This window comes from Streptomyces sp. NPDC002734 (genome assembly GCF_040295685.1).
In the GTDB taxonomy this organism is placed as follows: Bacteria; Actinomycetota; Actinomycetes; order Streptomycetales; family Streptomycetaceae; genus Streptomyces.
Window position 1 is genome coordinate 1 of record NZ_JBEOVU010000027.1, and the last position, 26,885, is coordinate 26,885.

20 protein-coding genes and 1 riboswitch are annotated in these 26,885 nt (G+C 72.0%); of the genes, 7 read left to right on the forward strand and 13 right to left on the reverse strand.

From position 1 onward, the window contains the following. Window positions 1–77: 77 nt before the first annotated feature. The 11 genes from ABT026_RS22635 to ABT026_RS22685 form a co-directional block, all read right to left on the reverse strand. On the reverse strand, window positions 78–1,265 hold the full coding sequence (locus tag ABT026_RS22635) for a 3-hydroxybenzoate 6-monooxygenase (RefSeq protein WP_351116793.1): 1,188 nt from the start codon (window positions 1,263–1,265) through the stop codon (window positions 78–80). A gap of 12 nt (window positions 1,266–1,277) precedes the next feature. Continuing rightward, the gene (aroA, locus tag ABT026_RS22640; RefSeq protein ID WP_351116795.1) at window positions 1,278–2,561 is read right to left on the reverse strand and encodes a 3-phosphoshikimate 1-carboxyvinyltransferase; all 1,284 of its coding nucleotides are present in this window, start codon (window positions 2,559–2,561) and stop codon (window positions 1,278–1,280) included. 40 nt (window positions 2,562–2,601) lie between these two features. Then, window positions 2,602–2,934 (reverse strand): hypothetical protein, encoded by a 333-nt coding sequence (locus tag ABT026_RS22645; protein ID WP_351116797.1) that lies wholly within the window; start codon window positions 2,932–2,934, stop codon window positions 2,602–2,604. Continuing rightward, window positions 2,922–4,826: an anthranilate synthase family protein gene (locus tag ABT026_RS22650; RefSeq protein ID WP_502968031.1), complete on the reverse strand. Its 1,905-nt coding sequence runs from the start codon at window positions 4,824–4,826 to the stop codon at window positions 2,922–2,924. The genes ABT026_RS22645 and ABT026_RS22650 overlap by 13 nt, the downstream gene beginning before the upstream one ends. After that, on the reverse strand, window positions 4,823–5,464 hold the full coding sequence (locus ABT026_RS22655) for an isochorismatase family protein (RefSeq protein WP_351116799.1): 642 nt from the start codon (window positions 5,462–5,464) through the stop codon (window positions 4,823–4,825). Before ABT026_RS22655 ends, ABT026_RS22650 begins: the two co-directional genes overlap by 4 nt. Window positions 5,465–5,491: 27 nt before the next feature. Continuing rightward, a complete protein-coding gene (locus tag ABT026_RS22660; protein WP_351116800.1) occupies window positions 5,492–6,262 on the reverse strand; it encodes a 2,3-dihydro-2,3-dihydroxybenzoate dehydrogenase in 771 nt (256 codons plus the stop codon). Between the two features lie 20 nt (window positions 6,263–6,282). Beyond that, window positions 6,283–7,449 carry a 3-deoxy-7-phosphoheptulonate synthase gene (locus tag ABT026_RS22665; RefSeq protein WP_351116802.1) on the reverse strand — a complete coding sequence of 389 codons (1,167 nt, stop codon included), beginning with the start codon at window positions 7,447–7,449 and terminating at the stop codon, window positions 6,283–6,285. Between the two features lie 270 nt (window positions 7,450–7,719). Then, complete coding sequence (locus tag ABT026_RS22670; RefSeq protein WP_351116804.1) at window positions 7,720–8,481, reverse strand: SDR family NAD(P)-dependent oxidoreductase; 762 nt, start codon at window positions 8,479–8,481, stop codon at window positions 7,720–7,722. 71 nt (window positions 8,482–8,552) lie between these two features. Then, window positions 8,553–10,019, reverse strand: a complete 1,467-nt coding sequence (locus tag ABT026_RS22675; protein ID WP_351116806.1) for an MFS transporter — start codon at window positions 10,017–10,019, stop codon at window positions 8,553–8,555. A gap of 8 nt (window positions 10,020–10,027) precedes the next feature. Next, window positions 10,028–11,689, reverse strand: a complete 1,662-nt coding sequence (locus ABT026_RS22680; RefSeq protein ID WP_351116807.1) for an FAD-binding oxidoreductase — start codon at window positions 11,687–11,689, stop codon at window positions 10,028–10,030. Between the two features lie 75 nt (window positions 11,690–11,764). Continuing rightward, entirely contained in the window at window positions 11,765–12,253 is a 489-nt protein-coding gene (locus ABT026_RS22685; RefSeq protein WP_351116808.1) for a cupin domain-containing protein, read from the reverse strand. 286 nt (window positions 12,254–12,539) lie between these two features. On the opposite strand from ABT026_RS22685, the gene ABT026_RS22690 reads away from it, so the two are divergent. After that, window positions 12,540–13,655, forward strand: a complete 1,116-nt coding sequence (locus tag ABT026_RS22690; protein WP_351116810.1) for a transaldolase family protein — start codon at window positions 12,540–12,542, stop codon at window positions 13,653–13,655. A gap of 154 nt (window positions 13,656–13,809) precedes the next feature. Here ABT026_RS22690 and ABT026_RS22695 read toward each other — a convergent pair whose 3' ends face one another. Next, complete coding sequence (locus ABT026_RS22695) at window positions 13,810–14,526, reverse strand: 50S ribosomal protein L11 methyltransferase (RefSeq protein ID WP_351116811.1); 717 nt, start codon at window positions 14,524–14,526, stop codon at window positions 13,810–13,812. A 281-nt stretch (window positions 14,527–14,807) separates the two neighbouring features. Between ABT026_RS22695 and ABT026_RS22700 the strand changes: the two genes are divergently transcribed. After that, complete coding sequence (locus ABT026_RS22700; protein WP_351116813.1) at window positions 14,808–16,790, forward strand: helix-turn-helix domain-containing protein; 1,983 nt, start codon at window positions 14,808–14,810, stop codon at window positions 16,788–16,790. On the opposite strand, the gene ABT026_RS22705 is transcribed toward ABT026_RS22700, so the two are convergent. Beyond that, window positions 16,775–17,956: an IS701 family transposase gene (locus ABT026_RS22705; RefSeq protein WP_351116814.1), complete on the reverse strand. Its 1,182-nt coding sequence runs from the start codon at window positions 17,954–17,956 to the stop codon at window positions 16,775–16,777. The two genes, ABT026_RS22700 and ABT026_RS22705, sit on opposite strands and share 16 nt — an antisense overlap. Window positions 17,957–18,591: 635 nt before the next feature. On the opposite strand from ABT026_RS22705, the gene ABT026_RS22710 reads away from it, so the two are divergent. From ABT026_RS22710 to ABT026_RS22730, 5 genes are all read left to right on the forward strand, one after another. Beyond that, window positions 18,592–19,989 carry a condensation domain-containing protein gene (locus tag ABT026_RS22710; RefSeq protein ID WP_351116816.1) on the forward strand — a complete coding sequence of 466 codons (1,398 nt, stop codon included), beginning with the start codon at window positions 18,592–18,594 and terminating at the stop codon, window positions 19,987–19,989. A 193-nt stretch (window positions 19,990–20,182) separates the two neighbouring features. Continuing rightward, window positions 20,183–20,297, forward strand: a riboswitch (cobalamin riboswitch). A gap of 42 nt (window positions 20,298–20,339) precedes the next feature. Further along, window positions 20,340–23,936, forward strand: coding sequence for a cobaltochelatase subunit CobN (gene cobN, locus ABT026_RS22715; protein WP_351116947.1), 3,597 nt, complete (start codon window positions 20,340–20,342; stop codon window positions 23,934–23,936). Then, window positions 23,933–24,676 carry a precorrin-6A synthase (deacetylating) gene (gene cobF / locus ABT026_RS22720; protein ID WP_351116818.1) on the forward strand — a complete coding sequence of 248 codons (744 nt, stop codon included), beginning with the start codon at window positions 23,933–23,935 and terminating at the stop codon, window positions 24,674–24,676. The genes cobN and cobF overlap by 4 nt, the downstream gene beginning before the upstream one ends. Further along, window positions 24,673–26,154 (forward strand): cobyric acid synthase, encoded by a 1,482-nt coding sequence (locus ABT026_RS22725; protein ID WP_351116819.1) that lies wholly within the window; start codon window positions 24,673–24,675, stop codon window positions 26,152–26,154. The genes cobF and ABT026_RS22725 overlap by 4 nt, the downstream gene beginning before the upstream one ends. Further along, the gene (locus tag ABT026_RS22730) at window positions 26,151–26,879 is read left to right on the forward strand and encodes a cobalt-precorrin-6A reductase (RefSeq protein ID WP_351116820.1); all 729 of its coding nucleotides are present in this window, start codon (window positions 26,151–26,153) and stop codon (window positions 26,877–26,879) included. The genes ABT026_RS22725 and ABT026_RS22730 overlap by 4 nt, the downstream gene beginning before the upstream one ends. Window positions 26,880–26,885 lie beyond the last annotated feature (6 nt).

Consider the following 26,885-nt stretch of genomic DNA (forward strand, 5'->3'; position numbering starts at 1 on the left):
GCCGGCCGGAAGTCCTTCCAGCGTCGCGACGAGTGCGGGTCCGTGGGACTCCCCCGCGGTCAGCCAGCGCAACCTGCTCAACGGTGCTCCTCCTGTCCACCGATGCGAGCGCCGTGCAGCCACTCGACCTTGTCGTACAACTCGTCGACCGTGAGGGAGGACAGCATGGCGTTGCGGGCGACCGCGGCGTGACCGGCCGGATGGTAGAGCTGCTCACCCATCGCCCGTGCCACCATCTGCGTCCTGGCGGCACGCTCGTACCGCTCCGCGTTGTACTTCTCCAGGCGCTGGGGGACGTCCGCAGTGGCCCCCGCGAGCAGTTGACCGATGAGGACGGCGTCCTCCAGAGCCATGCAGGCGCCCTGTGCCGCGTACTGGAGCATGGGGTGCGCGGCATCGCCCAGGAGGGCGACGCGGCCGTCCGTCCAGCGGTCGGCCGGGTCACGGTCGCACAGGACCCATTGCTTCCAGTCGGTGCCGAGCTCCAGCAACTGTCGGGCGGTGTCGCCGAGTTCTGGGAACTCGGACAGGACGTGCCTCCGGTCGGCGGGCCTGCCGACCACCGCCTCCCGGGCACCGTCGTCGCGGGTGGCCGCGAGGTTGAGAAATGTGCCGCCGGCGATCGGGTAGTGGACGAAGTGCCACTTCGGCCCGGCCCACAGGGTGACGGTGTTCCAGCGCAGTTCCCGCGGCACTTGTTCCATAGGGATGACGGACCGGTAGATGGTGTGGCCGGACACCCGCGGCGGACCGTCGTCGAGGAGCTGCCGGCGCACGGCGGAGCGGATGCCGTCGGCCCCGATGAGCACCTCGCCCGTGTGGCGCTGCCCGGCGCCGGTGATGGTGGTGACGCCGTCCTCGTCCTGCTCGTAGCGTTCCACGGAGGAGTGGGTGTGCAGCGTGACGCGGGGCTCCGCGACGCATGCGTCGAGAAGCGCCTGGTAGAGGTCACCGCGGTGCACGACGGCATACGGGTTGCCGAAGCGGGTGCGATAGGCCCCGGTGAGCGGCATGCTCGCGACCCGCCGTCCGGTGGTCCCGTCCATGAACCGCAGTTCGTCGATGTGGACGGCACGTTCGCGCACTTCCGCGCCGACACCGAGACGGTCCAGGGCGTGGAAGGCGTTCGGCCCCAGCTGGATGCCGGCACCCAGTTCGGCGAACGTGTCCCTTCGCTCCAGCACGGCGACCTGATGGCCGCGTCGCGCGATGCCGAGCGCTGCCGCGAGGCCGCCGATGCCGCCCCCCGCGATGAGTGTCTTCATGTCTGCTCCTTGTCACTGTCGAGAAACGGATGGGGCGGCCGGGGGAAAGAGCCGGCGCAGTTCCTCGTGGAATCCTGGGAAGGTCTTCCCGACGCAGGAGGGGTCGTCGAGCGTGATGCCGGGGACGCGAAGACCCAGGACGGAGAAGGCCATGCCCAGCCGGTGGTCACGCCGGCAGGCCACTCGGGCGCCGCGGGGGGAGCCGGGGTGAACGGTGATCCGGTCGTGGCCCTCTTCGGTGCCGACGCCGAGGGCCCGCAGGTTCTCCGCCACGGCGGCCACGCGGTCCGACTCCTTGAGCCGGGCGTGGGCCACGCCCCGGATGGTGATGGGCGCGTCGGCGAGCGGTGCGACGGCTGCCAGCGTCATGAAGGTGTCGGAGATCTCGCCCATGTCGACGTCGAAGCCGCCACGCAGGCGGCCGGTGCCGGTGACCGTGGTGCCGGTCCCGGTGACCTCGACCCGTGCCCCCAGCCGCCGCAACACCTCCACGAAACGCAGGTCGCCCTGGAGGCTGCCGTGGCCCAGCCCGGGCACGGTGACGGACTCGCCGGTGACCGCGGCGGCGGCGAAGACGTACGAGGCGGTGGAGGCGTCCGGCTCGACGGTGAGGTCGACGGGACCGTAGCCCCCCGGCCGCACCTCGATGACGTCACCGGGCCCCTGGGAGACCTCTGCGCCGAACCGGCGCATCAACGCCAGCGTCATGGTGATGTAGGGGCGGCTGACCAGGCTGTCGACGGCGAAGATCACCGGCGTGCGCATCAGAGGGGCCGCCATCAGCAGCCCGGACAGGAACTGACTGCTCATCGAGGAGTGCACGGTGACCGCACCACCCTCGAGTCCGCCGGTCTCCACGGTCATGGGCAGCGCGCCGCCCGGAGCGGTCCGGACGAGGGCTCCCAGAGCGGTGAGGGCGTCCGCCAAGGGCCGTAGCGGCCGGGCTCGGAGCTGGGCGCTCCCGTCGAAGGCGAACCGTCCGCTCCCGGCGGCCGCGAAGGGCGGGAGGAACCGGGCGGCCGTCCCGGCGTCCTCGCACCAGATCTCGGACTTCCCGGTGGGGCCGCGCCCCGTGCCGGTGACCTCCCAGACCACGTCGCCCTCCGGCGCGTCGACGCGGAAGCCGAGTTCCACCAGCGCTCGGCGAAACGCGACGGTGTCCGCGCTGACCAGCGGCAGCCGCAACCGGGAGGTGCCCGTCGCGGCCGCCGCCAGCAGCAGGGCCCGGTTGGTGATGCTCTTGGAGCCGGGGACACGAGCGGTTCTCCCGGCGCGACGCGGAGCCGCGTCCGTCATGATCCTCCTCCAGCACGCAGGTCGTCGGGGCGGTGCGGACTCAGCCCGTGAAGGCGAGGCCGAGGCGGGCCAGGCCGGCGGTGTCGTACAGGCCCTCGGCGGTCGCCTCCACGTCGAAGGCGTGCCTCACGGTGGGCGGGCGGCCGATGAGTTCCGCCGCTCTGGCCGGGACGGGAGCCTCCGCGGCCTGCTCCGACTCCCACAGGAAGACGGCGCCCCACCGGTCGGCGCTCCGGTCCGAGATCCACACCTTGAGGCGCAGTCCCGGCACCTGGGAGAACCGGTCCACGGCCTCGTCGCGCAGGAAGTCCCGGAGCGAGGTGATGGTCTGTCCGGAGCCTTCGAGGTCCCACCAGGCGATCACCACGCGCATCGGCGCAGCACCCCCGCCAGCGCGTCGCCGACGATGCGCATCCCGTCCGGGGTGAGCACCGACTCGGCGTGGAACTGCATCGAGGCGAAGCCAGGCCCGCGCAGCGCGTGCACCTCTCCGGAGTCGCGGTCCCTGCTCACCTCGACGGTGCCCGCACCGGGAACCGTCAGGGCGTCCGCCGGGCAGCGGGCCGCGAACGTGTTGTAGAAACCGACCCGTTCACGAGCGCCGAACAGGTCGATCTCCCGCTGCGCCCCTTGGTTGGGGACGGGCCGGCGCACCAGCTCCAGGCCGAGGAGGGTGCTGAGCACCTGGTGGCTCAGGCAGACCGCGAGGAACGGCCGGCGCTGGTCCAGGAGCGTCCGGACGGCGGACCGCAGGTGCGAGATCTTCGGATGGTCGACGGCGCGCGGATCGCCCGGTCCGGGTCCCATGACGACCAGGTCGTGCCCTTCGAAGCTGTAGGGCTCGTCGAAACGCCTGACCGTGGGGCTGAGCCCCAGCGCGCGCATCTGGTGACCGATCATGGAGGTGAAGGTGTCCTCCGCATCCACCACCAGGACGCTGCGGCCGGCGAGTTCCGGCCGCGCTCGGCCCGAATTGGCCGGTCCGTCGATCCAGAACCCCGCGAGGGAGCTGTTGCGTTGCTCGAGGGCCTCGCGCACCCGTGGGTGGCCGGCGAGGCCGCGAGGGTTGTCCGCGCCCAGCGCGGAGAGCAGGCCGGCCGCCTTAGCCCGGGTCTCGTCGACCTCGGAGGCCGGGTCGGAGTGCCGGACCAGGGTGGCGCCGACGCCGATGCTCAGCCGTCCCGCCCCGTCGATGTCGGCGGTGCGGATGAGGATGGACGAGTCGAGCGTGCGCCGCCCCTGCCCGTCCCGCCCGATCAGCGCCAGGACCCCGCTGTAGTAGCCCCGCCCGTGCGGCTCGTAGCGGTTGATCACCTGGCAGGCGCTCTCCAGTGGACTGCCCGTCACCGTGGGTGCGAAAAGGGTCTCCCGCAGGATGCTGCGGGGATCGTGGTCGCTCAGCCCCTCGATGAAGTACTCGGTGTGGGCGAGCCGCGCCATCTCCTTCAGATAGGGCCCCACGACCCGCGGAGCGGGGTCGCAGATCCGGGACATCATCTTGAGTTCCTCGTCGACGACCATGTACAGCTCGTCGGCCTCCTTGCGGTCGGCGAGGAAATCCATCACCCCTTGCAGGGTGGGGCCGGAGGGCGGGTAGCGGTAGGTGCCGCTGATGGGGTTCATGACCGCCCTGCCGGCCAGCAGGCTCACGTGCCGCTCGGGCGTGGCGCCGACGAAGGTCCGGTCGCCGGTGTGCACGACGAAGGTCCAGTAGGCTCCCTGCTCGCGCTCCAGCAGTCGCCGGAAGAACGCCAGGGCGCTGCGCACCGTGTAGTGGGAGATGTCGGCGACGAACGACCGCTTGATGACGAAGTTCGCCCCCTCGCCGGTACCGATCTCGTCGTTGATCACCTTGCGCACGATCCCGGCGTACTCGTCGTCGTCCACGTCGAAGGCGCCACCGCTGAGCACGACCGCCTCGCCGGGCAGTCGCCGCAGCGCGTCGCTCACGGCGACGCTCGTCTGCTCCTCGACCGACATCACGATCAGCGGTTCGCCGTCGTCGGTGCAGGCGTATCCGCGCTCGGTGATCTGACGGAAGGGGACCACCGCCAGGACTTCCTGGCGGGCGCCCGCCCCGGCGACGGGCGTCCCGTTCACGGGTATCCGGTCCACCGTGTCGACCGTCGACGTCGTGCCGGCGAGGACTTCGAGGGCCCCCGGATCGCCGGCCTCGGGCCGGTGCAGCAGGGCGAAGGCGGACGCCTGCGACCGGAGCACCCGGTCGAGCAGGTCGTGCGTCGGGTCGGGCCTCTCCTCGCTCACCGGCCCAGCTCCTCGACGACGGACTTCGTCGTGGTCACCAGGGCGCAGCGTTCGGCCGCGTAGTCCAGGGCCAGCCGGTGGTACGCCTCGGTGAAGTCGGCGACGGCGTCGGCGACCAGGAAGGTCTGGATGTCGTTGGTGAAGGCCTCCACCGCGGTCGACAGCACACCGATGTGCGCGTACACGCCGCAGAGGATGAGCTGGTCGCGCCCGCGGGTCCGCATCCGCTCCAGCAGGTCGGAGCGGAAGAAGGCGCTGTAGCGCCACTTGGTGAGGACCCAGTCCTCGGGGCCCGGGGTGAGCGGTTCGACGATCTCCCGGTCGGCCGGGTCGACCCGCATGCCCGGCCCCCAGAAGTCCTGGAGCAGACCCCGCTGTTCTTCGGTCATGCCACCCGGCTGAGCGGTGTACGCCACGGGCATGCCGGACGCGACCGCCTGTTCGCGCAGCCGGACCGCGTTCCGCACGAGGTCTCCACCGGGCGCCTCTCCTTCGGGGAAGTTCCGGAGGAAGAACCGTTGCATGTCGTGGACGAGAAGAACGGCGCGGTCCGGATCGGCCTGCCATGTGGCCGTGTTGTCCGGCAGGTCACCGGCCTGGGGCATCGGATAGGGCTGGATGGAAGGTATCCCTGGCATGGTCTTCCTCGTGTGGGGATGGGGTGGTCAGACGCCGAGGGTCGCGCCGCCGTCAACGGTGAGGGAATGCATCGTGATGTGGGAGGCGCGGTCGGAGAGGAGGAACACCACGGCCTCCGCCACGTCCGACGGACGGGCCAGCTTGCCCAGTGGTATGCCGACCCGGTAGGCGCCCGGTGAGCCCTCCAGGGTCGCGGTGCGTCCCTGCTCGTCCTTCCACATGGACGTGAGCATCGGAGTCTCGGTGGAACCGGGGGCGACCACGTTGCAGCGGATGCCGTACTCGGCGGCCTCGAGACCGAGGCACTTGGTGAACATGGCGGCCGCGGCCTTGGACGCCGAGTAGGCGGCCATGTCCGCACGTGCCGTGCCCGCGGCGTTGGAGGCGATGGTGACGACGGCCCCCGACCGCCGGGGAATCATCCGCCTGACCACCGCGCGCGACATGAAGAACGCACCCGTGACGTTGACCGCGAAGGTCTCCGCCCAGTCCCGGTCGGTGAGTTCCCACGCCTTCGCCAGGCGCAGCACACCCGCCCCGTTGACGAGGTGACCGAGGGGGCCCACGGTGTCCTCGACGTCCGCGACCAGCCGCTCGGCCCCGTCACCGGTGGTGACATCGGCCGGGAACGCCCGTACAGGCAGTCCCTCGGCAGTCAGCTTGCCGACCACCTCCTCCAGCCTGGCGGCGTCCTTGTCCACCGCGGCCACGGTGACCCCGAGGCCGCCCAGCGCGCGGACGACCGCCTCTCCTATTCCTCCGGCGGCTCCGGTGACCAGTGCCGTCCTGTCCCGCATCATCGGATCGTGCCCGCCTTTCATCGACGCCAGGAGGAAGCGACCTCCGCGGCCTGGACCGGATTGAGCCGCGGGTCGCAGAAGCTTGTGTACTTGTCGCCGACCGAATCGAGGGAGGAACGGTCGGCCACGCATTCCGTGACCGGATCGGGCGTGGTTTCCAGGTGCAGGCCGCCGAGAATTCCTCCGGCCGCTGCGACAGATTTCTGAAATTCCTCGAGTTCGCGCACGACGCTCGTCACGAAACGTGTTTTGAGGCCGTCGGGTCCACATTCGGTGTTGCCGTGCATCGGATCGCACAGCCAGATCGCGGGGTGTCCGGCCTCCCTTACCGCGGCGGCGAGCGCGGGGAGCTTCCCGGGCCCCACGCCGGCCCCCATGCGCGAGATGAGCGTCAGCCGTCCCGGGACGCGATCCGGGTCGAGCCGCTCGCACAGGCGCAGCAGTTCGTCAGGATCCATGGTCGGGCCCACCTTGCAGGCCACCGGGTTGCGCACGGCCGCGAGCAACGCCACATGGGCGCCGTCCACCTGCCTGGTGCGCTCGCCGATCCACGGCCAGTGGGTCGAGGCGAGCAGCAGGCCGCCGTCCTCCTGCCGGCGCACCATGGGCAGTTCGTAGTCGAGCAGGAGCGCCTCGTGGCTGGTCCACACGGGAGCCTGCGCGCGGGGGACCCGGCTGCCCCAGCCGAGGTGCCGCACGACTTCGCTCGCGGCGTGGTATCCGGTCAGCAGGCGGCGCGGGTCGGGCTGCCGCAGGACCGGGTCCGGATTGGGGTCGTTCACCATGTGACCGCGGTAGACGGGCAGTTCCACGCCTTGGACCACTTCGGTGGGCCGGGACCGTGGCTTGGCGTACTGGCCGGCGAGCCGCCCCACGCGTACCACGGGCCTGCCCGTGCTGACGCGCATGACGCCCGCCAGCAGATCGAGCACCGCGGCCTTGCGCTCGACGTCCACGGGGCTGTTCTCGGCCCAGTCCTCGGCGCAGTCGCCGGCCTGGATGACCTGGGCCTTGCCTTCGGCGACCGCCCGGAGGTGGTCGTGCAGCCCGGCCACGTCCGCGGCGTCGACGAGCGGCGGCAGCGCACCGAGTTCCCGTCTCACCCGCTCCGTCTGCGGATTCCCTTGCCAATCGGGTTGCTGGAGTGCGGGCGAGGACTCGATGTGAGCTAGCTCGCTGTTCAACTTTTTTCCTCTCGTGGGCGTGATGAAGGACTTCTTCAGCTGAACACGTGAGTTGCTGTGCTTGATTCTGCGGAATTGCGGAACTCCAGTGAAGAGAGGAATCGTTACTTCGTCAGGTTCCGCGATGAGGGCGTGAATTACCGCAAGAGACGGCAGGGGTTCTCGGGTCGTTTTCCGGAGAGCAGAAGAAAAAACGCGTCCCGGTCGCGTGGACCTCTCGGGTCCACGCGACCGGGACGTATGCGCGCGGTGATGGGGACGGTCAGCGGATCAGCTGGTGACCCCGCCGTCGACGACGAGGTCCTGACCGACCACGAAGCTCGACTCGTCGGAGGCCAGCCACAGCACCGCGTTGACGATCTCGTCCGTCGTCGCCACGCGGCCGATCGGGACCGTGGTGGCCAGCCGGGCCGCGCGGTCGGCGTCGGTCTCCCCGGGCCGCAGGGACATGTTGGTGTCGGTCGCCCCGGGGCTCACCGCGTTGATGCGCACGCCATCCTTGATGTGGTCCAGCGCTGCGACCCGCGTGAGGGTGCTCACGGCGGCCTTCGACGCGGCGTAGGCGGCCATCCCGGGACGGCGGCCGTGATAGCCGATGTTGGAGGCCGTGTTGACGATGACACCACCGCCGTGCGCCCGCATGTGCGCGATCTCCTGCTGCATGCTGTGCAGGACGCCGTCCAGGTTGACGTCCAGCACCGACCGCCACAGGGACAGGGGCAGATCGCCGACCGGGGTGGGCCGGCCGAAGACGCCGGCGTTGTTGTGCGCGACGTGGAGACCGCCGTGGCGCTCCACCGTGGTGCGCACCAGGCGCTCGATGTCCTCCGGCCGGGTGACGTCGGCGACCACGGCCTCGGCGTCGCCGCCCTCGTCCACGACGAGCCGTACGGTCTCCTCGATGGACTCGTGCCTCGCTCCCGAGGCGACGACGGTGGCCCCCTCGCGCGCGAAGGCCCTGGCACTGGCCCGGCCGATACCGGATCCGGCCCCGGTGACGATGACGACCTTGTCCTTGAATCGGGCAGACATGGGGGTACTCCTTGCAGCGTGTGTAGTGGGATGAGACTTCCGCCGGCTCGCACGGCGGAGGCGTGCGGTCCTCAGGTGCCGTCGTGGGGCGTCCGAGGACGAAGGAGGAAGCCCGCGCAGACCGCGGCGACGGCGAACACCACCGCCGCGACGGTGAAGGCGAAGCCGTACCCATCGGTCTGGGCGGACGACGCGCTCGCGCCGGCGTGCTCCAGCCGCGTGGCGTGCCCCGTGGCCAGGGTCACCAGCACGGCGAGACCGATGGCCGGCCCGGCTTCCAGCGCGGTGTTGACCACGGCGCCGGCCAGTCCGGCCTGTTCCCGCGGAACGTCCGTCGTCGCCGTCACGGTGGAGGAGGCGAACACCAGGGCCACGCCGGCGGGGAAGAGCACCAGCCCCGCCAGCACCGCGCCGGCATAGGGCGTGTCCGTGCCGATCAGGCCCAGCGCCGCCAGCCCCAGACCGGAGAGCGTCAGCCCCGTGACCAGGACCACGCGCGGTCCGAAACGCTGCACCAGCCTGCCCACGCACATGCCGCTGAGGACCAGCGTCAGACCGAAGGGCAGGAAGGCGGCCGAGGTCTCCAGTGCGGAATAGCCCCTGACCTGCTGGAAGTACAGGGCGAGCATGAAGAAGATCGTGGTGATGCCGGCGGCGCCCAGGAAGACCGCCAGCAGCGCCACGGCCCTGCGGCCCGACGCGGGGAACGCCAGCGGCAGCAGCGGCTGCGGCACCCGTGCCTCGACGACGACGAAGCCCAGGAGCAGTGCGACACCGCCGGCCAGCGGACCGAGCGCCGCGGGGGACGTCCATCCGCGCTCCGGGGCCTCCACCAGGCCGTAGCTGAGAAGAGCGATGCCCGCGGTGACGAGAACCGCTCCCAGGAGGTCCAGCCGTTCGCTCCGCGAGACCGGGCCCTCGGGAATCAGCCGCGGGGCGGCGGCCAGGGCGACCACCGCCACCACGACCGGGACGACGAAGACCCAGCGCCAGGAGTCCGACGCGGCCACCACGCCGGAGAGGATCATGCCCGCCGTGCCCCCGGAAGCCGCGAGCCCGCCCCAGACCGCCATGGCACGGGCGTGCCGCGCGGGCTCGGGGTGCACGACACGTACCAGGGCCATGGCGGCCGGCACCGCCAGAGCGGCGCCGGCTCCCTGGAGGAAGCGTGCCGTCAACAACGTCCACAGCCCCGGGGAGATCCCCGCGAGGGCCGAACTGGCGCCGAACACCAAGGTGCCGACGAGGAACATCCGACGGTTCCCGTACAGGTCCGACAGCCGCCCGCCCAGCAGCAGCAACCCGCTGAACGACATTCCGTAGGACGCGGAGAGCAGGGCGAGTTCGGGGCGGTCGAGCCCGAACTCACGCTGGATGTCGGGCAGAACCACGTTGAGCACGCTCATCGCGAGGATGAGGACGAACTGGACGGACGCCAACAGGGCGAAGGCCAGGCCCCTTCTCCCGCCGGGCGCCGCCGGGGCAGCCGAGCCGGCCGGAACCACCGGTTTCGACGCGGTGACATCACGCTGCTGCACGGCTCGCCTCACGTGTGGTCGGGAAGGGTGACGGACTGGGAGTGCCGGAAGACGTTCCGAGGGTCGTAAGCGGCCTTGATCCGCTGCAGACGGGGGTAGTTGCCCTTGTAGTACAGCGTGTGCCAGGGCACCCCGGTCGTGTTCACCCTGGTGTCGGTGATGTCGGCGTCCGGGTAATTGATGTAGCAGCCGTCGGTCGCCGCACCCGGCACCGGGTAGCCGCCGGTGGCCGAGAAGACCTCGCCGAACACATCACGCGTCCAGCCGATGTTCTCGGCGTCGCCCTCCGCGCCGGACCAGAAGCTCTGGAACAGTCCCTTGAAGATCGAGTCGCGCTGCGCCGCCGCGGTGTCGCCGGACCCCACCGTGTTGATCTTCCCGCCGTACGAGAGCAGGACGACCATGGACTGAGGATTCGGGTGGTCGGCGCGTGTCAGGTGACGGTACATCGCGGCCGCCTGTCCGTCGCTGACGTTCTTGCGCAGGTAGGCGGACTTGTGGTGACCGCGCAGCGTCGGATTGGTCAGGGTGGGGTTGCTGGTACCCAGCAACTTGACCGAGTGCAGCCAGGGAAGGCGCTGCGGCGTGAACAGGGCGGGCAGCGGCCCCAGTTCGCCGACCGGTTCGGACATCGGTCGCACGGCGGCGTCGGACAGCGGCGAGGTGACCTCGGTGAGGAAGTCCTGCAGCACCTGCTGCGCGTCCGGAACGGTGGCGTCGATCTGGGTGAGCAGGCCGATGCTTCCGTTCGCCTGGTGGTTCATCATCAGGAAGCTGCACAGTGAGGCGGCGGAGGTGCCGGTCCCGGCGTTCCTCTCGTGCCAGGCGCCGAACTTCTGCACCATGGCGGTGAAAGAGGACTTGTCCAGCTCGCTCCACGGGAGGGCGATCGCGCTGACGAGCACCTCCTTCGGAGGCCTGGGCAGCAGTGCGGAGGGGTTGGCGCCGGTGGCCCCCGGGCTGCGGAACCAGTAGCGGGTGACGACCCCGAAGTTGCCCCCTCCGCCCCCGGTGTGGGCCCACCACAGGTCGCGGTGGGGGTCGGCGGCCTCCCGCGTGGCCACCACGCTGCGCGCCTTGCCGCTCGCGTCCACGACGACGACCTCCACGGCGTAGAGGTGGTCCACCGTCAGGCCGTGCCGGCGCGACAGCATCCCGTACCCGCCGCCGCTGATGTGACCACCGGCTCCCACGGAGTAGCACATGCCGCCGGGAATGGTGACCCCCCACCCCTTGAAGAGCGCTTCGTAGATATGGAGGAGCGTGGCTCCCGCTCCCACCTCGAAGGCGTTGAGCCTCTCGTCGAAGGCCACCCTGGTGAGCAGGGAGGTGTCGATGACCACCTTGACGTCGGCGTTGAAGACGAAGTCGGCGTAACAATGGCCGCCGCTGCGGACCGAGATCCGCTTGTTCCCGTCCACGGCTTCCTGCACGGCCTGCACCACCTGCTCGGTGGTGCGCACCAGGCGGACGGCGTCGGGTTGTGCGACCCAGCGCGCGTTGTTCCCGACGACGAGATCGGCGTAACGGGGGTCGCTCGGAAGGACGGTGACGGCGCCGGCGGCCGTGGCGTCGGCGGCGGCCGTCGCGACCGTCGCGGAGGGACCGGCCTCCAGGGCCGTGGCGGCTATCGCGGCGGCAGTGCCGGTCAGGACGCTTCGTCTTCTCATCGGCTCGCGTTCTCTTTCTGCTTCGGTGCCATCTTGGGCTGCTCGGGTATCGCGTATCTGCGAAGTCAGGAGCGGTCACTCACCCCAGACGACGCCGAGGCTGAGTTTCTCCGCGAAGTCCACGGTGCGGTCGACCGACCACGATGCGCCGACCGGGGCGGACGTCCCCGTCCGGACCGGGTAGCCGGCCTCCGAGAAAAACCTCTCGAACCCGCCAGGAGTGGTGATGACGTAAAAACGCGCGGTCTCGCTCTCCACAAGATAGGAATGCGGAATTCCTCGCGGAAGGAACAGCACGCCGGCGCCCTCCACCACCTCGGTGCGCTCTCCGGCGGTGAGGCGGATCTGCCCGCCCTCGACAATGAATATCTCGTCCTCGAGGGTGTGGGTGTGGCGTGGCGCCCGTTCTCCGGCGACGGCGCTGAAGTGCGTGACACCCAGCAGACCACCGGTCTCCCGGGCGGAGAGTTTGGTCGTGACGACCGATCCCTTCCCCCAGAGCCGGGAAGTCCCCTCGCCGTCACGCCGGATCACCGGCGACCGTCCATCGGGCGTTGCGGTCAAGTCCCCTCCCGGGAGCGCTGCGATTTCCCCATTCACCATTCGGCCGGGAGCCTCACACGCGGTCGCCGCCCCCCGCAACGCGTCGCCCTTATTTTGTCAGGTCGCCGGATCGCGCTCCGGAACACATGACGGGCCGTAGCGCAACCGCTCCGGCATTCTTTGTCAGGTGTCCCGGTCGCGTCCCCACTCGGACCCCGTCGTCGAAGTTGTGTGGACGAATGGGTGAAGCCCGGACCTAGAATCAGCACTTCCTCTGTCTCGTTCGGCTGCCTGAGCGGAGCATTCATTGATCACCTGGCCGGGATCGGAACGCGGAAATGACGTCCTGGAACAACTCTCGGCGGAGGGAGTGGCGCTCTGGCTGGAAGATTTCCATCGCGGCCGACTGGCCGACGGCAGCCTCGAGAGACTGGTGGCCGACGGACTGGTCGTCGGCGTCGTCTCCCGGCCCGCGGCGATCGCGCGTGCGATGGCGGACAGCTCCGTCTATCAGGACCAGCTCACCGGCCTTTCGGCAACGTCCTCCTCGGCCGAGGAACGTGTCCGCCACGTCGTCTCGCAGGACGCCCGTGACGCGTGCGCCGTACTGGAACCGGTGTTCCGGGGGACGAACGGGATGCAGGGCTGGGTCTCTCTCGCGGTCGCCTCGCCGGCCGGGGACGCGCAGGCGTTGACCGCACACGTACGAGGCGTCGTGGAGATGGTCGGCCGCCCCAATCTGCTGATCCGGCTCCCGGCCGTGGACGGGGGTCTGGCAGCCGCCGCGGACCTGCTCGCCGACGGGATCGCCGTGCACGTCACCTCCGTGTTCTCCGTTCGGCGGTACGCGCAGGCGGTCGACGCCTACTTCCGCGGGCTGGAGCGGTTCGTGGCCGACGGCCGGCACCCGGCAGGCGTCACCTCGGTCGTGTCCATGGACGTCGACCACCTGGACGCCGCCGTGGACGCGCTGCTGGAGGGGGCGGCCGCTCCCCGCGCCACAGCCCTGCGAGGGCAGGCGGGAGTGGCCACCGCCCGGCTGCTCTACCGTCGGTACGAGGAGAGTCTCGGCCGCCCCCGCTGGCGCTCCCTGGTGGCGGCGGGCGCCCGGCCGCAGCGTCTGCTCTGGACTTCGGAGAACGCACAGGACCACTCTCCGGCCGCGTTGGACCGCGTCCGGCGACTGGTCGCCTGGATGACCCTGCACGCACTGCCGCAGCCGGCGCTGGAGGCGTTGTCCCGGCACGAGGGGTTCCGCGGCGACACGCTCTCCGGTCAGCAGGACTCGGCCCGCCGGGTGACGGACGCGCTCGGGCGGGCGGGCGTCGTCCTCGACTCGCTCGGCCGCGACCTCGAGGTCGCGGCCGAGCAGAGGGAACGCGCGGCGTGGGAACACCTGCTCAGGGCGGTCCAGGGATGGTGAGCGGGATGGACAGGCTCGGCGGGGACCCGGGAGGCCGGGGGGTCCGCCGGGACTGGACGGGCGGACCCGCCGGACGCGCCGTGTGGCCCGGTGGGAGTGCCGCGCGGCCCGCGGATCGGCCGGACCGGCGATTCCGCTCGGCGTCGGTCCCGGGCTACGCCGACTCGCCGGGAAGAATGCCGATGAGGTAGTGCTCGATCACCTCGCCCCGATCGAGGACGGCATGCTTGCGGTGCACCTCCAGCCGGCGCCCCGTCTCGTCGGCGATCCGGTGCAGTCCTTCCATGTCCCCTCTGCTGCTGAAGTGCAGGAGTGCCCGGCCTCCGTCGGTGACCCTGTGCGGTGCCTCGGCCAGGTACCTGCGGTGTGCCGCGTATCCGGGGTCCACATAGGCGCGTTCCAGGTCGACGCCGAACCGGTAGCCCTCCGGAGCGCGGACGTACGGCGAGCTCCAGACGATGGTGTCGAATCGCTGTCCCGCAGGCAGTTCCCGGAAGAGGTCGCTGTGCACGGTGAGGACCCGGTCGTCGACCCCGTGCCGTCGGGCGTTCAGCGCGGCGTTCGCCACGGCCTGGGCGTTGATGTCCGTGGCGACGACCTCCTCGTATCCCGCGAGGGCCGCGGTCACGGCCACCACTCCGGTTCCGCAGCCCATCTCGAGGAAGGAGCCGCCCCGTCCTGCGGCCCCGGCGTCGAAGAGGCCCAGCAGGTCCAGGACGATCTCGGTGGTGCCCGCGTGCAGAGGGGCGAACACCCCTTCCAGCAGGTCCCAGTCCCTCCCCCGCAGAGCGAAGACCCTGGGACGGTGCTCGGGCCGCATCGAGTCACGACTGCGCTCGAGCGAACGTAGATAGCTGCTGATCTCGGACATCCCCCTCGGGCTTCCCCTCCTGCTCACCGGCGCCGCCCCTCCGGGCACTCCCGGTGGGCCGTGCGTCGTCCTGCTCGTGTACGGCTTCGAGCATGTCTCAGCGTATCGGGCCGATGACAGGTGGTCAGGTCACACAGGTGGCCGGTCGATGGGGTGGCCTGGCCACCAGGGGCGTCGGCGCCGGGTTTTCGCACATGCCTGCGTCGGTTGCCGCCCGAGGTTCGCGACCTTACGCTTCCCAGGGCCGATTTGATCGATCACGGCGATGTACGGGGGAACTGATGACGGGCGTACCGGACTTGGCCTCACCGGATGTGATGGCGGTACTGGAACTGCTGGCCGCCGGCGCGCCGACCGCACGGTTCGAGGAACTGCGGCGCGTCGCCAGGCGCGGGGCGGCCTCCGAGGCCGCTCTCGTGGAACTCGACGAGGCGGTGCAGCTGGCCTCTCGCGTCCAGGCCCGGATCGGGCACGCACAGCAGCGCGAGGCAGGACTCGCCGCACTCGTCGATGCCGCCCACGACCTCACGCTGGTGGACGGCGTGGACGATCTCCTGCACGAGACCGTGCGGCGGGCGCGCAGGCTCCTCAACCTCGACATGACGTACATCGGTCTGCGCGACGCGGACGGGAAGGGCACGGCTTCCTTCATCCGCACGGCGGAAGGCGATACGACATCGCACAGCGTCGGCCTGAAGACCACCGAGGACTCAGGTCTCGGCAGCCTGGTCCAGCGGAGCGGGGCGCCTGCCTGGACTCCCGACTACCTGGCGGACAACGACATCCCGCACGGCCCCGACATCGACGCCGTGGTGCGGGCGGAAGGGCTGCACGCCATTGTGGCGGTGCCCCTGGGGCACGGCAGCAGGATCTTCGGCACCCTCTACGGCGCCGACCGGAAGGTACGGCACTTCACTCCGGACGAAATCAGCCTCCTGCGCTCGCTGGGCAGACTGGCCGGCGTGGCGATCGAGCACATGCGGCTGCTGGAGGCGACCCGCGCCGAGGTGACCGAACTCGAAAGGGACAGCTCCCGGGCAAGAAGCAGTCTGGACGCACAGCGGCGCGTGGAGAAGGCCTACATCCGACTGATCGACCTGGTGCTCAGCGGCTGTGACCCGCAGACCCTCGCCGAAGCGGCGGTCAAGGAGCTCTCCGGGTCACTGATCGTCAGGGACTGCGTCGGACGCGCGGTCGTCGTGACCGGCACGCCGCCCCGGTTCGAGGAGGACGACGTCCGCAGGTGGACCTACGACGCCCACGCCGCCGGCTGCCCGGTGTCCATGCCCCAGGGCGGCTGGGTCGCGCCGGTCACCGCCGGCGGGGAGAACCTCGGGGCGATCGTGCTGGCGCCGGACGAGCCGCTCACCGAGGGCTTCGGGGTGCGGCTGCTGCAGGTCACGGCGCGGGCGGTCGCACTGATTCTGTTGCTGCAGCGCACCTCGGTCGTCGCACACGACCAGATACGCGACGAACTGCTGGAGGAGCTCCTCAGCGACATCCGGCCGCAGCCGCCCCAGCTGATCGCGAGGGCCCGTCGGCTCGGCATCGCCGTCGACGAACCCCACGTGATGGTGGTCGCCCGTTCCGAAGGAGGCTCGGAGGGCCGTGCCGCGGCCTGGGCCTCGTCGTACGCCCATCGTACGTCCGGGCTGATGCGGGTCGTCGACCGCTGTGTGACGCTGCTGGTCCCGGGTGAGGACCCGCTCGCCGCCGGCAACGCCGTGTCCGCGGAGCTCGCTCCACTGCTCGGACACACGGTGACGGTCGGGGCGGCCGGGCCGGTCTCCGGCCCGGAGGCTGTGGCCAGGGCACACCGCGAAGCCCTCAGCTGCCTGGAGGCGCTCACCGAGCTGGGCAACCTGGGCTGTGTCGCCACCCCTCAGCAGATGGGCTTCCTGGGAGTCCTGCTCTCCGAGACCCATGGCGTCGGCAATTACATCGAATCCGTGATCGGCCCGGTAATCGACTACGACAGCCAGCGGTTCACCGAGTTCACGCGCACACTCGAGGCGTACTTCGCCTCCTCCTCCAGCCCGACGCGCGCCGCGTCGAAGCTCCACGTCCATCCCAACACGGTCTCCAGGAGGCTGGAGCGCATCACGGAGCTCCTCGGGCCCGCCTGGCAGACCCCTGAACGCGCCCTCGAGATCCAGCTCGCCCTCCGGCTGCACCGCACGCGGCGGACCCTGCAGCACCGGGACGCCACCGACCGCCAGGCCCGTGGCGCGGTTTCCGGCCGTCCGGATCAGGCGCAGATCTGACGCGTCCGAGCGTCCAGCGCGTCGGGCCGCTCCAGCGCCGACACCGAGTGGGCGACCGAGGCCAAGGTCATGTGACGGTGCCAGCCTCGGAACGAGCGCCCCTCGAAGTCCCGCAGGCCCACCTGTTGGCCGATCTGCTTCTCGTCCCGCGCGACCCTCCCGGCCAGCCGGGTGGCCCGGACCATGTCACCGTCCGTCGCTCCCGACGGAGCCGACAGCCACAGCGCGGTCGGCGTCCGCCCGTCGTCGTGCCACTCACCGATCAGCAGCAGTTCGGTCGGGAACCCCGACTCGGCGAGTCGCACCCTGACCGTCGACACGAGGGCAAGCGGGTGAACGGGCCCCGTGGCGGTCCCCAGCGGACGGCGCAGGCTCCGCACCGATTCCAGGATGCGGTGAGCGGGGATCGCTCCCGCCCGGTGTCCGGGCACCGCCGGGTCCGCCACGATCAGCCGGGTGCCCGCCCGCACCCGGGTGAGTAGGGGGACCCCCGCCGCGACGAACGGCCGCACGAGCCGGCTGAGGCCGCTCACCCGGGCGTCCAGAAGGACGGGGCGCCCCATCTCCCTCCACCGGCGCAGCGCGGTCAGCGCCGTCGTCGTCGCGCACTCGTCCGGCGTCTCCGCCTCGGCGTCGTCGGGTATCTCCGCCCGGCGGCGCCTGCGCGGGTCCTCCAGCCAGGATTCGGGCAGACGCAGTCGCCACCGGACCGGGACTGCGGCCTTCTCGCCCACCGCCCAGGTGCCGAAGGCCAGCTGTCCGTTGGCCTCCTGCCCGAGCTCCGGGACGAGCTGTCGCTCCACCCCCACCGAGTGGTCTCCGGCCTTGGGGATGAACAGCGGCCGCACCACCCAGGCCCGCGGCGCAAGAACCTGCTCGACCTGCTCGACGAGTGCCGCACGGATGGGCGACCAGTCCCAGGTGGAGCTGCTGATGAAGTGGTGCAGGCTCTGTTCCACCGCAGCCCCGCCGGTGAGAGTGGCGATGTTGCGGATCGACTTGCGCCCCTGGGCCGCCAGCAGGCCGCCCAGATACTGCCGGGCCCTCAGCCTCTGATCACTGCGGCGCAACGACGAGAAGAGCACCGCACCCAAGTCGTCGCGCCCATGGCCGACCAGGTGGACGTCTTCGCGCGTCCGGTGGCTGGCGACGACTTGCGCGTTCACGGTCTTCCTCCGCTCTCCGACGTCAACGGCCTCGCCACCACACTGGCCGCTCGGGGCGCGGGAAGGGGAGGTGCTCCGGGAACACACCTGTGCCGGTGGGCGGTCGTCGGGCCCCCGAACGGTGACCGATGCGCAGGTCGCCGCAGTGGTCACCAGCGCGCTGGAGTCGGCGCCGAAGAGCTCTGCGCACCAGCCGCACCGGTCGGAGACGTTCGAGCTGTCGACCCGTCCGGGTCTGCGTGGGCATCGCATCGTCTCCGACTGCGCCATGGCCGGGTCGAGGTCGATCACGGTCGCCCCGAACAAGGTGCAGGAAGCGGTCGGAGCAGGTGGACAAGTGGTGACTCCCGGGTCGTCGGTCCGGCGGGAGCCCGCGGCGAACTTCCCACGCCGGACGGGGTTTTGGGGGCGCCGGGGACACACGCGCCACCGCGGGCCGCGGTCGCGCCCGCGGCCCGACCCGTTTCCTCGCTCTCGGCCGCCTCGTTGGGCATGCGTCGAAGAAGCCCGGGCGGACGAGGCTTCGGAGGCGGTCGGCGGGGACGAGGGCTCGTGTTCGCCGTCGGGAGCCGGGCCGGTGAACGGGCCGACGCGAGGTTCCGCCTTCTCCGCCCCCTACGAAGGGAAACGCCCCGGTGCGAGTGACCGACATTCAGCGGTGCGACGTGCGCCCCGGACTGCTCGTCGAATGGACGCTCAGTCCGGACACGGTCGAGGCGGCCGCCGGCCTGCCGGAGGACTCCCGGCCACCCGCCTACGTGCAGGAGTCGCACATCAGGACGGCGCGGTCGGTGCGGGAGGACGGCCTGTTCGTGCCGACCTGGGTCGGCGCGGCGTTCGACATCCCCGGCACGGTCGACCTGGAGGCACTGCAACGGGCGCTGCACGACTGGACGTTGCGGCACGAGACGCTGCGCAGCGGGTTCCGCTGGGACCAGGGCGTGATGCGGCGGTTCACCCTCGGGGCCGGGGCGGTGCGACTGCGCCGCGAGGTGGTGGGCGCCTTCGACGACGCGCAGCGGCTCGTCGCCCACCTGCAGGACCGGTTCGACGTCGCCGCGGACGCCCTGGACTGGCCGAACTTCCTCTACGCGGCGGTGGTCCGGCCGGACTGCACCAGTGTGTACATGGCCTTCGACCACAGCAACGTGGACGCCTACTCGCTGCACCGGATCCCGGCCGAGGTCCACGAGTTCTACGCCGCGGCCGTCGAGGGCCGGACGGTGGCACAGCCTCCGGCGGGCAGCTACGTGGACTTCTGCGAGGCCGAGCGGGCGGACGCGGACCGGGTCGACGACGGTCACGAGATCGTGGCGCGGTGGCGCGAGTTCGTCTCGCGGTGCGACGGGCAGCTGCCCAACTTCCCGGTGGACCTCGGCCTGGACGCCGTGGAGGGCAAGCTCCCGACGCAGAAGCTGCTGCAGGACACACTGGTCGGGGCGGAGGACGCGGCGGGGTTCGAGGCGTACTGCCGGCCGTTCGGCGGAAGCCTGGTGGGCGTGCTGGCCGCGACGGCGGTGCTGGTGCGGGAGATCGCGGGCACGTCGGTGTACCGGACGGTGGTGCCCTTCCACACCCGGGCGCAGTCGCGGTGGCAGGACTCCGTGGGCTGGTACGTGGGCGGGGTGCCCATCGAGGTCGACCTCTCCGACGGGGCCGGGTTCGAGGAGGCGCTGCGGCGGGTGCGGGCGGCGCTGCGGGGGAACCGGAAGCTGGCGCGGATGCCGATCGCCCGGGTGCTGCGGCTGCTGGGCGCGGAGTTCCGGCCGCGTTCCCCCGACCTGTACTCGATCGTGTCGTTCGTCGACGGGCGTGGGGTGCCGGGCTCGGAGAGGTGGGACGAGCTGCACGCGTACGGGCTGCTGCGGGTGTCGTACGGGGATCAGGTGTGCGTGTGGGTGAGCCGCGTGCACGAGGGGCTGCAGTTCGCCGCGCGGTATCCGGACACCGGGCCGGCGCTGCGGAGCATGGAGCGGTACCTGGAGGGACTGCGGGAGACCGTCTCGCGGGTGGCCCGAGCGGGCGGCGCGTAGGGGCACGGCGCGTGGGGCGGGCGGGGCGTGAGGCGGGCGGCTGAGGCCGCGGGCGCCGAGGCGGAGGGCCCCGACCGCGCGTGGGGCAGGCGCCCCGGTGCGCGGCGCGGAGAGGTCCTGGTCCGCGGCGGACAGGGGCATGGTGCGCGGTGGGAAGGGGCCCTGGTGCGCGGCGGGCGGTCACCCGGATAGGGTGAGGGCCACTTCCCGTGGTGCAGGAACCCGGTGCGATTCCGGGGCGGTTCCGCCACTGTGACGTTCCCCGTTCGGGGACGCAGCCAGACACTGGCCACGGGTCGTCCGACCGTCGTACGGGGCGAGAACCCCGAGGGAGGATCACGGCCTTGACCGTGCCTGTTGCGCTGCTGTCCACGTCCGACACCGATCTGCTCTCCGCGCGGGCCAGTGGCGCCGCGTACGTGTGGGCCAATCCGTCCCGGGCCTCCGACGAGGAACTCTCCGCCGTGGTCGACGGCGCCGCCCTGGTGGTGGTGCGGCTGCTGGGGTCTCCGCACGACCTGTGGCCGGGGCTCGCGGCCGTCCGTGAGCGGGGTACGCCGCTGGTGGTGCTGGGCGGTGAGCTCCAGCCGAGCGCCGAGCTGATGGAACACTCGACGGTGCCGGTCGGCGTGGCGGCCGACGCCCACCGGTATCTCGCGGAGGGCGGGCCGGCCAATCTGCGACGGCTGCACGCGTTCCTCTCCGACACCGTGCTGCTCACCGGCGAGGGCTTCGAGCCTCCGGAGGCGGTGCCGCTGTGGGGGTTCGCGGCGCGGGAGGGCCGGGGCACGGCGACCGGCGACGGTCCTCTGCCCAAGGTCGGGATCCTCTACTACCGGGCCCATGAGGCGGGCGGCAACGCGGCGTTCGCGCACACCCTGGCCGACGCGGTGGACGCCACCGGTCGTGCCGTGGGCGTGCCGGTGTTCGCCGGCTCGCTGCGGTCGGCGCCGGACGAGCTGTACGAGGCGCTGGCCGGTTTCGACGCGCTGGTGGTGACGGTGCTGGCGGCGGGCGGCAGCGTCCCGGCGTCGGCGAGTGCGGGCGGCGACGACGAGGCCTGGGACGTGGAGCGGATGGCCGCCCTGGACGTCCCGGTGTTGCAAGGGCTGTGCCTGACGAGTTCCCGTGAGGAGTGGGCGGCGTCGGAGGACGGCGTCACGCCGCTGGACTCGGCGAGCCAGATCGCCATCCCGGAGTTCGACGGGCGGATCATCACGGTGCCGTTCTCCTTCAAGGAGATCGACCGGGACGGCCTGCCGCGTTACGTCGCGGACCCCGAGCGGTGCGCTCGGCTGGCGGACATCGCGGTCAACCACGCCCGGCTGCGGCACGTGCCGAACGGGGAGAAGCGCGTCGCCGTGGTGCTGTCGGCCTACCCGACCAAGCACTCCCGCATCGGCAACGCGGTCGGTCTCGACACCCCCCGCTCCGCGGTGCGGCTGCTGCGGCGGCTGCGGGCGGAGGGTTACGACCTGGGCGCGGAGGGCGACCTGCCGGGCCTCGACCTGCCCGACGACCAGGAGGCCGGGGACGCGCTGATCCACGCGGTGATCGCCGCCGGCGGCCAGGACGAGGAGTGGCTGACCTCCGGCCAGCTCACCGACGCCCACGTGCGGATCACCGCCGAGGAGTACGCGGCGTGGACGGCCGGCGTGCCGTCCGTGCTGCGGGACGCGATGACCGAGGCCTGGGGCCCGGCTCCGGGCCGGCTGTTCGTCAACGAGGCCGGGGAGATCGTGCTGGCCGCGCTGCGGGCGGGCAACGTGGTGGTGCTGGTGCAGCCGCCGCGCGGCTTCGGGGAGAACCCGGTGGCGATCTACCACGACCCGTCGCTGCCGCCGAGTCATCACTACCTGGCCGCGTACCGCTGGCTGGAGAACGGTTTCGGCGCGGACGCCGTCGTCCACCTGGGCAAGCACGGGTCGCTGGAGTGGCTGCCGGGCAAGAACGCCGCGCTGTCGGCGGCCTGCGCCACCGACGCCGCGCTGGGCGGGATGCCGTTGGTCTACCCGTTCCTGGTGAACGACCCGGGAGAGGGCGCGCAGGCCAAGCGGCGTGCGCACGCCACCGTCGTGGACCACCTGATCCCGCCGATGGCGCGCGCCGAGTCCTACGGCGACATCGCGCGCCTGGAGCAGCTGTTGGACGAGCACGCGAACATCGCGAGCATGGACCCGGCGAAGCTGCCGGCGGTGCGGGGCGAGATCTGGTCGCTGATGCGCGCGGCGGAACTGCACCGCGACCTGGGTCTGGAACAGCGCCCGGACGACGAGGAGTTCGACGACTTCCTGCTCCACGTCGACGGCTGGCTCTGCGAGATCAAGGACGCGCAGATCCGCGACGGCCTGCATGTGCTGGGCGAGGCCCCGGCCGGTGAGGCCCGGGTCAACCTGGTGCTGGCGATCCTGCGGGCGGCCCAGGTGTGGGGCGGCGTCGGCGGTGCCGTGCCGGGACTGCGGGCGGCGCTGGGCCTCAAGGGCGACGACGCCTCGGCCGTGGTCGACGGCGTCGAGGCGCGGGCCCGGGAGCTGGTGGAGCGGATGGAGGCCGCGGGCTGGGACCCGGCGGCCGCCGCGGCCCTGCACTACGACCCGGAGGTGCGGCGGGTGCTGGAGTTCGCCGCCGAGCAGGTCGTGCCGCGACTGGCCCGTACCACCGAGGAGTTGGACCACGTGGTGCACGCCCTCGCGGGCGGGTTCGTGCCGGCCGGGCCGTCGGGTTCGCCGCTGCGCGGGCTGGTGAACGTGCTGCCGACCGGACGCAACTTCTACACCGTGGACCCGCGGGCGGTGCCGTCGCGGCTGGCCTGGCAGACCGGTCAGGCGATGGCGCGCTCGCTGGTGGAGCGGCACCTGGCGGACACCGGGAGCTACCCGGAGTCGGTGGGCCTGTCGGTGTGGGGCACGTCGGCGATGCGGACCTCGGGCGACGACGTGGCGGAGGTGCTGGCGCTGCTGGGCGTGCGGCCCGAGTGGGACGAGGCGTCCCGTCGCGTGTCGCGGCTCGAGGTGGTGCCCCTGGAGGAGCTGGGGCGTCCCCGGATCGACGTCACGGTCCGCATCTCCGGCTTCTTCCGCGACGCCTTCCCGCACGTGGTGGCGATGCTGGACGACGCGGTGCGGATGGTCGCCGTGCTGGACGAGCCGGAGGAGCGCAACTTCGTGCGGGCGCACGCCCGGGCGGACCTGGCGGTGCACGGTGACGAGCGCCGGGCCACCACCCGCATCTTCGGCTCGAAGCCGGGATCCTACGGCGCCGGGATCCTGCAGCTCGTGGAGTCGGGCAGCTGGCGCGACGACCGCGATCTCGCCGAGGTGTACACGGCGTGGGGCGGCTTCGCCTACGGCCGCGGCCTGGACGGCGTGCCGGCGGCGGACGACATGCGGGCCAACTACCGCCGGATCAAGGTGGCGGCGAAGAACATCGACAGCGCCGAGCACGACATCGCGGACTCCGACGACTACTTCCAGTACCACGGCGGCATGATCGCCACGGTCCGGGCGCTGACCGGCTCCGACCCCAGGGCGTACGTGGGCGACTCGACCACGCCGGACGCGGTGCGCACCCGGACGCTGGCCGAGGAGACGGCCCGGGTGTTCCGCGCCCGGGTGGTCAACCCGCGGTGGATCGCGGCGATGCGGCGCCACGGCTACAAGGGCGCGTTCGAGCTGGCGGCGACGGTCGACTACCTCTTCGGGTTCGACGCGACGGCCGGCGTGGTGCACGACTGGATGTACGAGAAGCTGGCCGCCGAGTACGTCCTGGACGAGGAGACGCAGGAGTTCCTGCGGCGCTCCAACCCGTGGGCGCTGCACGGCATAGTGGAGCGGCTGCACGAGGCGGCGGACCGCGGCCTGTGGGCGGAGCCGGATCCGGAGACGTTGCGGGCGATGGCCGAGGTGTACCTGGAGGTCGAGGGCGAGCTGGAGGAGCGGTCCGAGTGAGCGCCGCGGTGAGGGTGCGGATCCTGGGCATCGGCATGGGGCCGCGGCACCTGACCGCCGAGGTCGTCGAGGCCCTGCGGGGCTGCGACTACGCGGTGGCCGCCCGCAAGGCGGAGGACGACGGGCTGCTGGAGGCGCGCCGCGTGGTGTGCGAGGCGCACGGCGTGGAGCTGGTGGAGGTGCCGGACCCGGAGCGTGACCGGCGTGACCCGAAGGACTATCCGGGGGCGGTGGCGGCCTGGCACGAGGCGCGGGTCGCCGCCTACGAGGGGGTGCTGGCCGCGCGCGGGGGGACGGCGGCCTTCCTGGTGTGGGGCGATCCCTCGCTGTACGACTCCACGGTGCGGATCGTGGAGCGGATCGCCGCGCGCGGCGTGGTGCCGGTGGAGTACGACGTACTGCCCGGGGTGAGCGCGCCGCAGCTGCTGGCGGCGCGCCATCGCATGGTGCTGCACGAGGTGGGGCGGCCGGTGCATGTGACGACGGCCCGCCGGCTGGCGGCCGCGGTCGCGGAGGGTCAGGAGAACATCGTGGTGATGCTGGGCGCTCAGCCGCGGTTCGAGGGGCTGGCGGACTGGTCCGTGTGGTGGGGGGCCAATCTCGGCGCGGACGGCGAGGAGCTGGTGGCCGGGCGGGTCGGGGAGGTGCTGCCAGAGATCCTGCGGGCGCGGGAGCGGGCGCGTCGGGCGGCCGGGTGGGTGATGGACGTGTGTCTGCTGAGGAAGGGCGCGGTGGCGTGAGCGGGCTGCTGGTGGCGGGAACCACCTCGGACGCCGGGAAGAGCGTGGTGACGACGGCGCTGTGCCGGGCGTTCGCCCGGCGGGGGCTGCGGGTGGCGCCGTACAAGGCCCAGAACATGTCGAACAACTCGATGGTGTGCCGGGGCCGGGACGGGGCGACGGCCGAGATCGGGCGCGCCCAGTGGGTGCAGGCGGTGGCGGCGCGGGCGGTGCCCGAGCCGGCCATGAACCCGGTGCTGCTGAAGCCGGGCACCGACCGGCGTAGCCATGTGGTGCTGATGGGGCAGCCGGCCGGGAACGTCTCCTCGTCGAACTGGGAGGCGGGGCGCCGTCATCTGGCGCGGGCGGCGCACGCCGCCTACGACGACCTGGCCGCCCGGTACGACGTGGTGGTGGCCGAGGGCGCGGGGAGCCCCGCCGAGATCAACCTGCGGGCCGGCGACTACGTGAACATGGGGCTGGCGCGGCACGCCGGGCTGCCGGTGGTGGTGGTCGGCGACATCGACCGGGGCGGGGTGTTCGCCTCGATGTACGGGACGGTGGGGCTGCTGGAGCCGGCCGACCAGGCGCTGATGGCCGGGTTCGTGGTCAACAAGTTCCGCGGTGACGTGGGTCTGCTGCGGCCGGGGCTTGAGGACCTGGAACGGCTCACCGGGCGCCGGGTGTTCGGTGTGCTGCCGTGGGACCCGGGACTGTGGCTGGACTCGGAGGACGCCCTCGACCTGGAGGGCCGCCGGGCGCGCGGGGACGCGGTGCGGCGGGTGGCCGTGGTGCGGCTGCCGCGGGTCAGCAACTTCACCGACGTGGACGCGCTCGGCCTGGAGCCGGACCTGGACGTGGTGTTCGCGTCGGGGCCCGGGGACCTGTCGGACGCCGACCTGGTGGTGCTGCCGGGGACCCGCTCGACGCTGGCGGACCTGGCGTGGCTGCGCTCGCGTGGCCTGGACCGGGCGGTGGTGGAGCACGTCCGGCGGGGGCGGCCGGTGCTGGGGGTCTGCGGGGGCTTCCAGATGCTGGGGCGGGTCGTCGCCGACCCGGAGGGCGTCGAGGCGGAGCCGGGCGCGTCCGCGGAGGGGCTGGGGCTGCTCGACGTGCGGACGGACTTCTCGGCGGAGAAGACGCTGCGGCTGCCGGAGGGTTCGGCGCTGGGGGCGCCGGCGTCCGGCTACGAGATCCACCACGGTCGGATCACCGTGGGCGACGGGGCCGAGGAGTTCCTGGGTGGGGCCCGGGCGGGCAACGTGTTCGGGACGATGTGGCACGGCAGCCTGGAGGGCGACGCCTTCCGGTCGGCGTTCCTCGGCGCGGCGCTGGGGTGCGCGCCCTCGGGCGTGCGGTTCGCGAAGGCGCGGGAGGCCCGGATCGAGGGCCTGGCCGACCTGGCGGAGGAGCACCTGGACGTCGACGCGCTGGTCGCGCTGGCCCGCGACGGGGCTCCGGCCTCGCTTCCGGTGCTGCCGCCCGGAGGTGTGCGGTGAGGCTGCTGCTGCTGGGCGGGACCTCGGAGGCGCGGGAGCTGGCAGCGCTGCTGGTGGACGCCGGGATCGACGTGACGACCTCGCTGGCGGGCCGGGTGGCCCGGCCCCGGCTGCCGGTGGGCGAGGTGCGGATCGGCGGCTTCGGCGGCGTGCCCGGGCTGCGGTCGGCGCTCGCCGGCTTCGACGCGGTGGTCGACGCGACGCATCCGTTCGCACAGGGGATGAGCGCCAACGCCGAGGCGGCGTGCGGGAGTTCGAGGGTGCCGCTGCTGCGGCTCGAGCGGCCGGGGTGGGAGCCGGATCCGGCGTGGTCGTACGTCTCCTCGCACGAGGAGGCCGCGGGGTGTGCGGCTCGGCTGGGGGTGCGGCCCTTCGTGACGGTGGGGCGGCAGGAGCTGCGCCGGTTCGTGCCGACTCTGGCGTCGACTGCCGTGCTGGCGCGGGTCGTTGACGTCCCGGACCTCGAACTGCCTCCCGCGTGGCGGTTGGTGACCAGCCGGGGCCCCTACTCCCTTGACGGTGAGCGGGAGTTGTTCCGTGAGCACGGCGCGGACGTGCTGGTGACCAAGGACTCCGGGGGCACGTACACCTGGCCGAAGATGGAGGCCGCGCGCGAGCTCGGCGTGCCCGTGGTGGTCGTCAGGCGGCCACCGGGCGCGGCGGGTGTGCCGGTGGTCCACGACGTGGCCGAGGCGTTCGCCTGGGTTCGTGCGGCGGCCGGCTGACCGGTC